This window comes from Pelistega sp. MC2 (assembly GCF_900099475.1).
Classification (GTDB): Bacteria; Pseudomonadota; Gammaproteobacteria; order Burkholderiales; family Burkholderiaceae_B; genus Taylorella; species Taylorella indica.
The window spans coordinates 34,798-48,022 of the sequence record NZ_LT628276.1 but is presented as its reverse complement, the minus strand read 5'-3'; the positions used below and the strand labels follow the sequence as shown (position 1 = coordinate 48,022).

The following is a 13,225-nucleotide window of genomic DNA, read 5'->3' as shown; positions in this document are numbered from 1 at the left end:
CCATAGTGTCGCGCAATTTAGCAGGAATGAATACATGTATTCACCGGACGCTTACGCTTCAATCGCCTCAGGAAAGCCCTTAAGACCGTCCACACAAGCGATTAAGATATCCTCAAGGCCTCGATTCTTAAGTTCCGTTAGTATGCCTAACCAGAAGCGTGAGCCCTCGCTCTGGGCAATCCAGAGCCCTAAGAGCTCCTTATGACCTTCCAAATTGACGCCAAGAGCGATAGAGATGAACTTGTTGACGATGCGTTGATTCTCTCTAACCTTCAGCACAATGCAATCCAGGTAGACAATAGGGTAGATGGCGTCTAGCGGGCGATTCTGCCACTCGGTCAACTCATCAATCACCTTATCCGTGACATTGTAGTCCCCCTGAACCTACCCCATTCTTAGTAGCAATTTTAGGTAGAAACAGTATTAAAAAATCGTTCTAACTTTTATTGTGGGTTCATACAGGTAATCTACTCAAGCGCATTAGCGGCTATCATTTTGATTACGACGCCCGTGTTAATTTAACCCGTAAAGAAAGCCACAAAGGCATTCAGACCTTTAGTTGGGATGCACACAATCAATTAACACGTAGCACGTCCTTTAGCAGTGCCACTGAGCCTAAGCTGTGTACCGATTATCTGTATGATGTGTTTGGTCGCCGGATTGCCAAGCGGGTGGTGGATGAACACCGTCACACAGTCATAGAACAAACACTCTATGATTGGGAAGGTTTAACCATTGCCTCAGAAGAGCGTATCGGTCAGCAACTGGGCAAACATGCAGCCAATCCGGGACGTGACTGGCAGAATGCACCGGCCTTGGCCTTGAATGTGCAGTATCTCTACGAAGATGGTCAGTTTGTGCCCTTGGCGCAATACATTAATAGCAATGATGGACAAGCGGAACTACTGAGCTCACGGGGGTGGCAGACCGAGTTAGCAGAAGAAACTCAAGCAGCGCCGAAACTTTATCATTATGTGTGCGATCACCTCGGCACCCCACAACTGTTGATGAACCAAGGTCAGGAAGTGGTGTGGGAAGCGGAGGCCAAGGCGTGGGGTGAAACCCGTGTCATGAGCCGAACTGCTGCAGATGAGCAGGTGATTAATAATCATCGTTTTCAAGGTCAGTATTATGATGCCGAGACGTCGTTACATTACAATACCTTTAGGTATTATGACCCAGAGCTAGGTCGCTTTATCAGCCAAGACCCGATCGGCTTGATGGGAGGGATTAACCTCTATCAATACGCTCCGAACCCGGTGGAGTGGGTGGATCCGTGGGGGTGGAGTAGTTCTAAAGGAGGTGTTTATTGGTTAGTTCGTCAACTAGCAAAAGGAGGTGAGGTTAATCATATGCCTGCATGGTCTGCTGTAAGAAACTCTATTTCCGATTTAAGTCGGGGAATAGTTCCTTCTCTTTGGATGGAAACATCTGATCATAGACAAACAGCTAGTTGGGGATCGTTAACCCAAGCAAGGCGTTGGCGACAGGCACAAACAAAACTAATTGATTCTGGTAGATTTTCTCATGCGATGGAAATGGATATTGTAGATATTAAAAAGAAATTCGGAACCAAATATAACACTGGTTTAACAGATATGATTGAAGAAGCATTTTCTCGAGGTTATATTAGTGATTCTGAAAGAAATAGATTGAATAGTAAAGTTTGTAATTAAAATTTTAAAGGAAATATATAATGTTTAATATTGAAAAAAATAGTTTTGATGGTATTACGTTAGGACAAAGTAAAGAGGAAATAGATAAAACAGAATTTGATAAATCTCTATACTATCTAGAATTCGAAGAGCAAAATGGTCGTCAGGTTCTGGTAACAATTTCAGTGCGAGATATTAAAGGTTTTAAATTAAACGACAAAGAAATTAATTTTGATAATTTGGAGACATTTTTAGAGGAAGAAAACCCGTTTGTTGATGACAATATTCTTGTATTTCCTAAATATAACCTAACATTGATTCCAGATTTTAAAGGGAAGTTATTTGCGGAGATTTTAGTATACGATGAGAGTGTCAAAGAACTTTATGAAGAGTCGTATGATGATTATTATTTGAATCTTAAGAAATGACGAGGAGATGATTGTGTTGAGAAATACGCAATTGTGTTTCTTGCCGTATAAAAGACTCGGGGTGTTTCATTTTGGAGAGACACCTCAAGAGTTCACAAAACTTACAGGAATCCCAACGAGAGCGAAACCTAATAATAAAGCATTTAGCGATTTTCAAGATTTTTATATTCGATTTGATAATGACCGATTAACGCAGATTCAAATAACAGAAAATATTCTAGATTATCAAGTGATGTTTAATGATGTGCTTGTGAACTCAATACAAGGATTAAATACCTTGATGTCTCGCTATGATTATATTGAGAATAATTTCAGAGTGACATTTCTAGTATTAGGGATGACGGTATGGAAAGATTTACGAACGATTTATTTTTTTGATAAAAGCCTGCTGGAATTTTGGAAAGATTTAGAAAGACCTATTACAAGTTGGTAGCTTAGCTAGTTGGAAGTGTAGAGTGCATATCCACAATGCTATAAGTAATTCTATGTGATTTGCCAAGTATGGTTATTCGGCTCAAGGTCATGATATGTTCTCAGTACCTTACCGTCAGGGGTGTCAAGTGTCGTTGGTAATCTGTTAAAAGGGATAACGGGAATACACTTGTTAAAGGGTATGGTATTGAGTTTAGTGGAAGTGATATACCACCAGGTAGAAGGCTAAGCTGGAGTGAACAATTAGCTGTCCATACAGAAAGAAAAATTATGGATAAAGTTTCCCATATAGTAGAACCAGGAGATACTCTAAGAATTTTAGGGGAAAAACCACCTTGTAATCCTGGAGGGAGAGGCTGTCAAGCTGCTATGTCAAGCTTTGCAAGACAGAATGATATTAAAGTAATTTATATGACAACTGATAATGAATGGACATTTGGAGTTTGTGATACTTGATTTGTCTATTGTAGAGTAATCATAGTGGCTAACAGTTAAGGAAACTGGATGGATATACAGAATTTGAAACAATTAAGTTTATTAGAAAGAAATGAATATTTAACCCTGCTCATTCGGCCTTTAGGAAAAGGGCTTTTTACTGTTGACGAATCTTCACTGACAAGCGATTATCCTCGTATTTCACAAGCTATTGGAGAAGTCGTCCTAAATTACAGAGTGATATTTCATCATCAGACGGGTTTAGGGTTAAGTGATGATTGCTATAATAGACTTCTAAAAATTAGCCCACAACCTTCAATAACACTTTCAGAAATGAAACCTTTTATTAAGATGGCAGTCAATTTATTTGCCGTGGCTGAACATCCTATACTAGAGGTGGAAGCATATAAAATCATTGGAAAACCTTTTTCGTCCAATAATACACCTGCATTTTTTGACTATTCAGGTGCTGCCAATTTTCTTAATACAATAGGAGCTAGATTTCTCTCAGAGGTAGAGTGGGAAGCGGTTGTCAAGCAAGGGAAAGATATATTATTTCCTTTTGGAAACAGCTTACCTGATGCTGGAGAATTAGACTTGTGGCTCAGCTTTGACTCTCAATCTTTTATGAAGAAGGCAACTGGAAATGGACTATCTGGTTTGTTTTTTGGTGAATGGTGTGGAGACCTATTTAAGAATAGTCATCATAAAAATGCTGAGATAAAAATAGGTGAATATGTGATTAAAGGTGGTGGTGCTTATTTTTGGCCCTGGCAAGCTGATGAGTGGGGTTGGTGTTTATGTGCAATGCGAATGCCATCAGGGGATTTAGTGGATGGAACTGCTGTGCTAAGACCAGCTTTGAGCTTATCTTTTGATTAGAAATGTTAGTTATAACAATAGTGTACAGACATTAATGGTACTAATTGTCTCACTGGGATTAAGGATAGTCACAAAAAGGTGAGTTAAGCTACCAATATGCCCCGAATCCTGTGGAGTGGGTCGATCCTTTTGGCCTTTCAAGAATGCCAAGTTGGATGCCTTCTATACAAGGATATCAAAGACAGCATCTAATACCTTACTCTTTAAGAAACCACCCATTCTTTCAAGCTTCTGGGAGATCAATAAATAATGCTACAAATATGATGTATCTGCCAGTTAATAGAGGTATAGATCCAAATCCTCAAAAAGGATTGCATAGAGGATGGACGGTAGAGCATCGTGAATATAATGAAAAAGTTAAGGCTATGCTCGATAGATTACAGGATAAGGCTGTTCGTGAAAAATGGTCACAAGGTCGTATAGATGAAGAAGTTAAAACACTTCAAAATAAACTTAGAAAAGGATTTAATACTGGCAAGTACAGTTGTGCATCCCCTATTTGAATGAACAAGGAGTCAAGAATGAAGTTATATTCCATTTACAGTAAACTGCTTAATTCAGAGGCTTACATAGAGCTGATGAATCGCGATAGAACGGAGATAAAATTTTATTTCTTATATGATGAAGGCGAATTAAATACAAAGCCTAAATTTAGGGGACAGGAAGGTTTTAATACTAAGAATATTAAACTTACTGATAAATATGACAGCATAGATAGTCTGTTGGTGTTTTCTACTGATTTTTATGAAAAAATGAATCTTCTACTCAAAGACGAAATGCAGTTTTTTGAAGCAGAGCTAATGGTAGGTAATGAAATCATTAATTGTTATATTGGGAAAATAATTAACATTCAAAGTATTTTAAATGAAGAGAAATCAGAATATGATGAGTGGTTAGGGGATGAAGATGAGCCTTTTGTAGAAACGCCAGTATTTATGAAAGAGATTCACAATACTGTTTATTGTGTTAAAAACACATCCAGACAAAATATTGTAGGATTTACAGAGTTGTTTAAACAACAGGTAGAAAATCAAGGTTTAAAAATTGATTTTCGGGAGGTTAAACAATAATTTATTCAACTTTTTGATTTAACGGGATTTAATCAATGCCATACTCTTCAAGGTGCTTTTAAATGTTGACTCCAGAAAGAAACAATAAACAGCCGTAGCAAAAATCAAATTAATTTTTTTAATTTAAAAAAGACTTACAAATATTTGTGAAAAATTTATTAAATTTTTAGATAAAAATTGGGTAAAGTTTTGCCAAAATACGAAGAGGACTATAAATTAAAGTTTCTGGAGTTGGGTTTTGATGGGAGCAATGGTAACTTTGTTATGTTTTGGACTCAATATAATGATGAAATTACAGGGAAAATTGGAGCGCTGTACCCATTTGCGTATGAAGTTAGGGATTTTAGTAAAAGTCTAACAGTTATTTTAAGAAAGCAGTTGAATCTGCCATGTAATTATTATTCATTGTTTAACTTTGACAACGAAGATTACTTGTTCTACGATAAAAACTCAGACAATGTCCTTTTTTTTATTAAATCTGAAAATATTCAAAAATTTATCAAAGACGCTTGGTTGCCAACTGATGTCTGGTACTTATCTATGACGATAGTATACAGATATCACTGTTGCCAATTGGTTAACAGGGATTAAGGATAGTTGTAAGGGATAGCTTACGCACGGAGTAGGAGTACCTCTATGATGCGTTTGGGCGACGTATAGCCAAGCAAGTGGAGGAGGCTTTCCCACACAGTGGTTCAGTGAGTGAATTTGAAAATTATCATGGTGTCAAATATGAAACAAGTGAAGCTAAAAAGATGGCAGATGAATTAAATAAAGTTACGTGTGCAATTTGATTATTTAAAAGGTGATATATGCAGTCAATAATTTTGAATGAGAGCAATGATTTTGAAATGTTAATTGATTTTCCTCTGGAAAAGAAGCAAATATTTTTAAGTATTTCGGATGATTTAGATTCTGCTTATCAGGCAATTAGTGAGGAGAATCAACTTAGAATATGGCATTTTATAGATCAATCAGGGATATGGTTGGACCCTGCGAAAGCTAGAATCAAAGAAGAACTTCCTAGCGTTGAAGGGCAATTATTGCGTATAAATATTTTGTCAGAACTAGATGAAGAAGATTTGGTGTTTGGACTTCAGTTTTGGGTATCAGAAGACATAGAGCATGGTAGAGGGATGAAGATTAGACATAGTGATTTTGCTATTATTGATTATGGTAATGCTGATGTGGCACTTTTTTTCTAACAACCGCTTAATTAATACCGCCTTTCCCTATGTCATACTTGATGATTGCTATGGATTATCTGCTAAGGTAGGACGAAGTGGTGTTAAGACAATTTATTTGGAACATGTTTCCGAGGGTCGTTCATTAAAATTTATTGAGAATTTGGCTCGCAAGACAACCCAACACATCACTACAACCTAGTAGGTTGCGTTCAAGAGCAAGTATCACTATGTATGTGACCAGATATGCTGTATGTGACCAGATATGCACGCCGCAACTGTTGCTGAACCAAGCCCAAGAGGTGGAGTGGGTCGATACGTGGGGGTGGATTAATGAGTTTGGTATTGCCCCTTATAAGAGCAAACTTCATGTTGGTGATGGTTTTGAGGCAGATGAACTATTACAAAATGCATGGCTAAAAAATAATGGTCATATTTCGAAACGAGGTCAAGGAATTTCAAGACAGAATCCGGCTATTGCCTTGGAACCTGATATGCATAGACGAATAACTTAATTACAGAACACAGATCCTAATTTGAGAAATCTTACTAATCAATCAGTAATGGATAATATTAATATAAATACTAAACACACGGAACAAGGAATTTATGATGCTTTAGTTGGAGATAGAGGCTGGGATCCTAAAAATGCAAAGATTTTTGCATCAGAAAAAACAAAGGCGTTGCGTGATAGTGCAATGGAGTTTGTTGAAGAAAATGCACTTTGTGGTTAAAACTTAATAAGTGTTTAATTAAGGAATATGTTGAAATGTATACTTTACAAGATTTAAAAATAGCTTTTGAAAATGTAGGATTAACTAAACTCTTTGAAGAAATGCAACATTATGCCAAAAACAGTATCGTAATTGAACTAAATGGTGAAAGTGATGAACAGGTAATTGGCGCATCACGTTTTGGTGGAGATCCTGATTTGCCAGCCGAACTGGAATGGTTTAATAATGAGGAGAGCGGTGCTCCGTTAAATTTTGTGGCGCAACTAAATTGTGCAGATTTGACGCCATTTGATCAGGATAATAAGTTACCCACACATGGGATTTTGTATTTTTTCTATGATGTAGATGCCTTTCTATGGGGCTTTGACCAGAAGGATTATGTAGGTAGCCGAGTGTACTTTTACGATGGTTCATTTGAAAATTTAGAAACTAGACCTTGTCCAGCTGGAATTAAACGATTTACACCTTGTACACTTACTTTTTCTAATCAAATTGATTTACCAGAATACAGTAGTCAGTTGATACAGACTACATTATCAGATGATGAGTATGAACGTTATCTGGATTTGCAGGAGTCATTGGAACTGGTGGTGGATAATAAGCTTTTAGGACACTCTAATAATATCCAAAACGGTATGGAGTTGCAGTGTGAGTTGGTAAGGCATGGTATTTACTGTGGTTCATCTGCTGCATACCATGATCCACGAGTGCCAGAGTTGGCGCCAGGGAGACTTGATTGGCAATTATTATTTCAGATAGCCAGTAATGAAGAGACAGATATGAAATGGGGAGATGATGGGAATCTTTATTTCTGGATTCGAGCAGAAGACCTTAAAGCAGGTCGTTTTGATTACGCTTGGCAGATTTTACAGTCTTACTAATTGATTGTTTCATTCGTATAACCGTAATTATGGTGAGACGGGTGAACATCATCGGTTGGTTAGCTAAGCACTGTGAGGCAAGGAGGGGTTAAGCATCACCTCCGAAACGAATTTCTCTACAACCCAGAGCTAGGACGCTTTATCAGCCAAGACCCGATAGGTTTGATGGGAGGGATAAATGTGTATCAGTATGCCCTGAACCCAGTGGAGTGGGTGGATCCGTGGGGGTGGAGTAGTAAAGTACTCGGGAAGAACTTAGGGAAAGTATCTGGTGATGGTATGCAAGCGCATCATTTGATTCCTGAGCAACTAATTAGAGATCCAAGATATAAGGATTTATTTACACGGTTAAAAAATATTGGTTGGGATGGAGATGATGCGGCAAATGGTATTTTATTACCAGGAAAAAAACTAAAAAGTAACGGCTCTCCGTTACCAGGGCATTGGTCAAACCATAAACAGTATACCAAGGATATAAGTAAATATCTTGATATAGTGGACAAAAGAAAAGAGCAATGGGATGATGATACGCTACTTGCTGCAATTAGAACTATTCAGGAAAATGCTCGATGTGGGCTTGTTCATGGTGGATTTGCAACTGATTCAAGAGGGAGATTAATATGATACAGAAATTGTTTCTTATCGAATATGATGATACTTGTCAGGGTTGTCCTGCATTTGTAGGTGGAAAATTTTATAAAGATAATATCTGGACAGGAGATCATGAATGGAATGTTGATGATCCAAATCCTGACGCATATCGTATCACATCTAAGTACTCACTCAAAATGGACGAGAGTAGTTTAAATTTAGACTATTCAGGACATATGTATGTATCAGAAAATTTTTTAAAAATATTAGATGAATACGAGGTGGAGTATAGAGCTATTCCTTTGGAGATTTTTTTACGACAAGGAAAAAAAACTGAAAAAGCTTATTTTTATTTACTTTTAAAAGGTAGAGTGTTTCTTTTAGATAAGGTGAGTTCAATCTATACAATAGCGATGAATCCTAATGATAGGAGTAAACAACTTTTTGAAGAGTTTTTTCCTGAAGAACCTGTCTATGATTCAATAGAAAAGTTTTCAATTAAAAAAGATGAAAATTTTCCTGATTTTTTTATTTGTCAAGAATTACAACAAGAGGTTTGTACTGAAAAATTTAAGGTAGCATGTGAAGAAAGAGGGATTATTGGTATAAGATTTTCTGAGTTGGTGGATGGCTTTAAATACGATCCAATGGAGTTCTGGCCACCTATGTTCAACAATAATATATAACCTTAATAAGAGAAAAGTTGATTTTGGGGGTAGGGTTGTTTATCAAGATGATTCATTGTTTGAGCTAACGAAGTCAAATATAACGTTGATGTCTAATGGGAAAGCGCCTTTTGGGTGGGATGGGCAAAAAGTTAATTTACATCACCTGTCTGGTAAGGAACCGGGGCCAATGTTGGAAATCAGTGCGTCATTACATCAAAAATTGCATGGCGATTTACATTTTTTTATTGGTAATGGTGAGTCTTTTAGGAAGGACAAAAAATTAGTACAACAGTATGAAGAGTATAGAAATAATTATTGGGAGGAAAGGTTAAAACAAATGCAAGCGAAAGGAGGCAAGTGTGAATAATAAAAATCTGGTTCAAGATTTTTTGAAAGAATATCAACTATCACTTCCCGAAGAGTATGTTGAGTTTTTGAGTGGGTTTAAGAGTTGGGTTAGAGCCGAATTGAGTTCAGAGAACGAAATGCTTAATAGTGATGACTGGGCGTTCGGTGGGATTGATTTTCTTTCGAAAAAGGTGAAAATACAGAATGCAAAAGAAGAAAGACCATGGTTCAGAATTCTTAGCTCTTATTTCGAAGTGATGAGATGGGCGGGAAAATCAATGCAAACGAATAGTGGTCGTATACTTGATAAGAGTGATGTTTCAAATTTTTTTGCTTTTGCAGATGATGAAGGAGATATTTTGTTTTTTGATGGTAGAAACAATAATAAGATAGCTAGATTTTTACATGACGAAGGCACAGTTGTTTTTACTGATGCGTTTTTTTCTGATGTTGTTAGTTCTTTAGAAATTTTTTATTGTGAGTGAATTTATCGAAATGACTTATTACTATAGCCTGGTGGAGTGAGAATAGGCGCACATTGATGCTTTGAATCATACGGTCAATATCGTTACGATCCACTAGGGTGTTTGGCACAACAACATATCCAGTCGGGTCAGTATGTTAAACAGAGCATTCTGCAGCGTGATTATCACTATGATGGAGCCAATCAATTAACCGGCATTAAGGACAGTCGTAAAGGGAAGTTAAGCTATCAGTATGATCCCATTGGACGTTTGCGTAAGGCCAATGGTCCACTCGGTGAGGAGCGTTTTAGCTTTGACCCGGCGCATAATCTTTTAAGTAAAAGCGACGCTCAGTCAAGTCACTATACACCGGACAATACCTTGCCGAGTGGTGTCTCCAAGGTGGTTGGTAATCTACTCAAGCGCATTAGCGGCTATCATTTTGATTACGACGCCCGTGTTAATTTAACCCGTAAAGAAAGCCACAAAGGCATTCAGACCTTTAGTTGGGATGCACACAATCAATTAACACGTAGCACGTCCTTTAGCAGTGCCACTGAGCCTAAGCTGTGTACCGATTATCTGTATGATGTGTTTGGTCGCCGGATTGCCAAGCGGGTGGTGGATGAACACCGTCACACAGTCATAGAACAAACACTCTATGATTGGGAAGGTTTAACCATTGCCTCAGAAGAGCGTATCGGTCAGCAACTGGGCAAACATGCAGCCAATCCGGGACGTGATTGGCAGAATGCACCGGCCTTGGCCTTGAATGTGCAGTATCTCTACGAAGATGGTCAGTTTGTGCCCTTGGCGCAATACATCAATAGCAGTGATGGACAAGCGGAACTACTGAGCTCACGGGGGTGGCAGACCGAGTTAGCAGAAGAAACTCAAGCAGCGCCGAAACTTTATCATTATGTGTGCGATCACCTCGGCACCCCACAACTGTTGATGAACCAAGGTCAGGAAGTGGTGTGGGAAGCGGAGGCCAAGGCGTGGGGTGAAACCCGTGTCATGAGCCGAACTGCTGCAGATGAGCAGGTGATTAATAATCATCGTTTTCAAGGTCAGTATTATGATGCCGAGACGTCGTTACATTACAATACCTTTAGGTATTATGACCCAGAGCTAGGACGCTTTATCAGCCAAGACCCGATAGGGTTGATGGGAGGGATAAATGTGTACCAGTATGCGCCGAACCCTGTGGAGTGGGTGGATCCGTGGGGGCTAAGGAGAGTAATTGGAGCAATTTCTCGAGTTACTACAAAGAAAGGAACGAGTAATTTAAAAAATGATCCAAGAAAAACACACTCAGAAATTTTAAACTTACAGAAGATGAACGAAAAAGGGCAGTTAAAAGATCAAGATGTTGTTATTGATAATATTGAAGGCTTTTTTGATGATGGTTCAAAACAGACAATTGGTATGTGTAGTAAATGTCGGGCAGAAATGTTTGATAGTTTAATTAGTGGTGGCGCAAAGAGTGTTAGTATTCCCGAAACTAGATCTAACAAAGTCATTGGAAATTTAAAAATTCCAAAGGAAAACTTTCGCGCTGCTCAGGAGGCTTTATCCAGTCTCTTAAATAAGGGTTTAGGTACTAGAAAAACATCAGATATGGCATGGGAAATATTAAAGAAATTTTCTAACTAATATATTGAATATGTGAGTGTTATTTACTATGGAATTATTATGGAATCGTTTGATATTGAGAACTTTAAAAGTGGATATATAGCAATTCAACCTACTTATGGGTTTGACTTTTATCACCACCATTGTATTAGTTTTAGTAAGAAGTTAGGTGGCTTCGGTATGAATTTATCACCGTTAGGAGAACCGCTTGTTGTCCCTATTCGGGGTTTTCAACTTACTGAAAAAGGGTATGAGTTTTATTGTAATGGTGAACGTTACTCAGGAGAGGATAATAGCATTCTTGAAAACAAACTAACAAAGAATCTAATACAGATAGTCAATGCTTTTACTTTTACGGAAAAAAGCAAAACAAACATTTCAATAGAGTATACCTCTGATTTTTTGGTTGCTCTAAGGATGTCAACTTATCTTCCTAGTGAAGAACCTCAATTTTTTAAACTTATACGCGCAGAAAACGGAAATTTATATTCCGGACAGTTCCCTCTTTCGGAGACTGAGGCGGTGTTTGTGCATAATGTTTCAATAGAAAATGACAAAATCATTGTCAATATAAATACTGATTCACAAATTGTTTATCCTTTTTTTCTCCAATCGGAGATACAGCGTATTTTAAAATGCTTTTTCAGTTAGATATTAATTGATTTGCAGATAAAGTTTAATACTTTCAGCATAAACTCGGATTGGGTTGATATCTTCCGTCTCCTCACGTAATACGCAATGCATGCTGCTGATGGGGCATAGATAAATTCCTTTGCCTAGTAGGCTGTATTATCCTGAGTCGGTGGCTGATCGTGATATTTCTCACTGGTTAACACCTCTAGTTCCAAGGTCAGTATTATGACCCAGAGCTAGGACGCTTTATCAGCCAAGACCCGATCGGCTTGATGGGAGGGATAAATGTGTACCAGTATGCGCCGAACCCAGTAGAGTGGGTCGATCCGTGGGGGTGGCGCCGTAGTACAGCAGGTAAGCAACAGAGATTAAGAGCTTTACTAAATGATGTTAAAGCTCCAAAGCATATTAGAGGTTGGATTCAACAGGAGTTAAATAGAATAAAGGGAACTAAAAAGAGGATTAGAGTGCCACTAGGATATGATTTGGCGCATTGGCGAGGATATGAAAATGCGAAAGGTTTTGATTACACATACACTGATTTAAATTTCAAAAGAAATCATAAGATTCAACATAGATTTGATAAGGGTGGTGGTTTACAACCACGTGAAGGTTCTGGAAAGGCAGGGGGTAAAAGTAGAGATGAAATTATCAAGTCTCGTCAAGAAGGGGGAGGAAATGTCAGATGTAATTAATGATAGGAAAGGTGATCTTATGCTAAAAAATGCGATCGATATTGCTGGTCAATATATAAGTTTTATTGAATCGGTGGCTCAATCAAAAAGGGTTTTTACTCTTATGGGTGAGGGTGAAAGTGCCTTGAGTACCTCATTACATTTTTTAGATGAAGAGGGTAATGAAGCTCCTGTCTTATGTGTTTGGTCTTCAGAAGCATTGGCTAGTTATCACAAAAAAGAGGGTTGGAAAAACTTTAAGCTTAAGGTTATTCCCTTGGAAGAGTTCATAGAGAATTGGTGCTTAGGCATGTTTTTTGATGGTGTAATTGTAGGGGTAAATTTTGACCAACATATGTTTGGTAAAGAAGTAACTTCTTTAGAACTTGCGGAGGACCTTATTCAGCAATTAGAGCAAAATCTAATTAATATTGAGTTCAAGAATTTCAAAGACTTAGAAGAGTTAAAGGAGTATATATCGTCATTGAACAATAATTGAATTCAAGTCTAT

At 37.8% G+C, this 13,225-nt stretch carries 17 protein-coding genes and 5 pseudogenes; 21 read left to right on the top strand and 1 reads right to left on the bottom strand.

What is annotated here, in order from left to right:
- Nucleotides 1–54 precede the first annotated feature (54 nt).
- Nucleotides 55–366 (bottom strand): annotated as a pseudogene (locus BQ4443_RS10660) (transposase); the annotation flags it as partial.
- A 278-nt stretch (nucleotides 367–644) separates the two neighbouring features.
- On the opposite strand from BQ4443_RS10660, the gene BQ4443_RS12810 reads away from it, so the two are divergent.
- From BQ4443_RS12810 to BQ4443_RS10565, 21 genes and pseudogenes are all read left to right on the top strand, one after another.
- A complete protein-coding gene (locus tag BQ4443_RS12810; protein ID WP_371128788.1) occupies nucleotides 645–1,676 on the top strand; it encodes an RHS repeat domain-containing protein in 1,032 nt (343 codons plus the stop codon).
- Nucleotides 1,677–1,696: 20 nt separating this feature from the next.
- Nucleotides 1,697–2,083, top strand: coding sequence for a hypothetical protein (locus BQ4443_RS10650; RefSeq protein WP_048767591.1), 387 nt, complete (start codon nucleotides 1,697–1,699; stop codon nucleotides 2,081–2,083).
- A 13-nt stretch (nucleotides 2,084–2,096) separates the two neighbouring features.
- Entirely contained in the window at nucleotides 2,097–2,516 is a 420-nt protein-coding gene (locus tag BQ4443_RS10645; RefSeq protein ID WP_143000607.1) for a hypothetical protein, read from the top strand.
- 167 nt (nucleotides 2,517–2,683) lie between these two features.
- Nucleotides 2,684–2,971, top strand: a pseudogene (locus tag BQ4443_RS10640) (hypothetical protein); the annotation flags it as partial.
- A gap of 48 nt (nucleotides 2,972–3,019) precedes the next feature.
- Nucleotides 3,020–3,832 (top strand): hypothetical protein, encoded by an 813-nt coding sequence (locus BQ4443_RS10635; RefSeq protein WP_071059042.1) that lies wholly within the window; start codon nucleotides 3,020–3,022, stop codon nucleotides 3,830–3,832.
- 143 nt (nucleotides 3,833–3,975) lie between these two features.
- Complete coding sequence (locus BQ4443_RS10630; RefSeq protein ID WP_071059041.1) at nucleotides 3,976–4,335, top strand: AHH domain-containing protein; 360 nt, start codon at nucleotides 3,976–3,978, stop codon at nucleotides 4,333–4,335.
- A gap of 18 nt (nucleotides 4,336–4,353) precedes the next feature.
- Nucleotides 4,354–4,902 carry a hypothetical protein gene (locus BQ4443_RS10625; RefSeq protein WP_023949751.1) on the top strand — a complete coding sequence of 183 codons (549 nt, stop codon included), beginning with the start codon at nucleotides 4,354–4,356 and terminating at the stop codon, nucleotides 4,900–4,902.
- Nucleotides 4,903–5,714: 812 nt separating this feature from the next.
- A complete protein-coding gene (locus BQ4443_RS10615) occupies nucleotides 5,715–6,107 on the top strand; it encodes a hypothetical protein (protein ID WP_023949748.1) in 393 nt (130 codons plus the stop codon).
- A complete protein-coding gene (locus BQ4443_RS12350; RefSeq protein ID WP_143000605.1) occupies nucleotides 6,088–6,288 on the top strand; it encodes a hypothetical protein in 201 nt (66 codons plus the stop codon). The genes BQ4443_RS10615 and BQ4443_RS12350 overlap by 20 nt, the downstream gene beginning before the upstream one ends.
- A 28-nt stretch (nucleotides 6,289–6,316) precedes the next feature.
- Nucleotides 6,317–6,601, top strand: a complete 285-nt coding sequence (locus BQ4443_RS10610; protein ID WP_071059039.1) for a hypothetical protein — start codon at nucleotides 6,317–6,319, stop codon at nucleotides 6,599–6,601.
- A 48-nt stretch (nucleotides 6,602–6,649) separates the two neighbouring features.
- A complete protein-coding gene (locus BQ4443_RS12485) occupies nucleotides 6,650–6,820 on the top strand; it encodes a hypothetical protein (RefSeq protein ID WP_176752474.1) in 171 nt (56 codons plus the stop codon).
- Between the two features lie 35 nt (nucleotides 6,821–6,855).
- Entirely contained in the window at nucleotides 6,856–7,701 is an 846-nt protein-coding gene (locus BQ4443_RS10605; RefSeq protein ID WP_023949579.1) for a YwqG family protein, read from the top strand.
- A 117-nt stretch (nucleotides 7,702–7,818) separates the two neighbouring features.
- Nucleotides 7,819–7,935: pseudogene (locus BQ4443_RS12805) on the top strand (RHS repeat-associated core domain-containing protein); the annotation flags it as partial.
- A 45-nt stretch (nucleotides 7,936–7,980) separates the two neighbouring features.
- Nucleotides 7,981–8,325, top strand: a complete 345-nt coding sequence (locus BQ4443_RS12800) for an AHH domain-containing protein (protein ID WP_071059285.1) — start codon at nucleotides 7,981–7,983, stop codon at nucleotides 8,323–8,325.
- Nucleotides 8,322–8,978 (top strand): imm11 family protein, encoded by a 657-nt coding sequence (locus tag BQ4443_RS10595; protein ID WP_071059038.1) that lies wholly within the window; start codon nucleotides 8,322–8,324, stop codon nucleotides 8,976–8,978. Before BQ4443_RS12800 ends, BQ4443_RS10595 begins: the two co-directional genes overlap by 4 nt.
- A gap of 88 nt (nucleotides 8,979–9,066) precedes the next feature.
- Nucleotides 9,067–9,327: an HNH/ENDO VII family nuclease gene (locus BQ4443_RS12480; protein ID WP_176752473.1), complete on the top strand. Its 261-nt coding sequence runs from the start codon at nucleotides 9,067–9,069 to the stop codon at nucleotides 9,325–9,327.
- Nucleotides 9,320–9,793, top strand: coding sequence for an SMI1/KNR4 family protein (locus tag BQ4443_RS10585; protein WP_071059036.1), 474 nt, complete (start codon nucleotides 9,320–9,322; stop codon nucleotides 9,791–9,793). The genes BQ4443_RS12480 and BQ4443_RS10585 overlap by 8 nt, the downstream gene beginning before the upstream one ends.
- A gap of 84 nt (nucleotides 9,794–9,877) precedes the next feature.
- Nucleotides 9,878–11,428, top strand: a pseudogene (locus BQ4443_RS10580) (RHS repeat domain-containing protein); the annotation flags it as partial.
- A 39-nt stretch (nucleotides 11,429–11,467) separates the two neighbouring features.
- Nucleotides 11,468–12,058, top strand: coding sequence for a DUF8184 family protein (locus tag BQ4443_RS10575; protein WP_071059034.1), 591 nt, complete (start codon nucleotides 11,468–11,470; stop codon nucleotides 12,056–12,058).
- A gap of 200 nt (nucleotides 12,059–12,258) precedes the next feature.
- Nucleotides 12,259–12,735 (top strand): annotated as a pseudogene (locus BQ4443_RS12705) (polymorphic toxin type 8 domain-containing protein); the annotation flags it as partial.
- Complete coding sequence (locus BQ4443_RS10565; RefSeq protein ID WP_176752472.1) at nucleotides 12,719–13,213, top strand: DUF2750 domain-containing protein; 495 nt, start codon at nucleotides 12,719–12,721, stop codon at nucleotides 13,211–13,213. The pseudogene BQ4443_RS12705 and the gene BQ4443_RS10565, both read left to right, overlap by 17 nt.
- Nucleotides 13,214–13,225 lie beyond the last annotated feature (12 nt).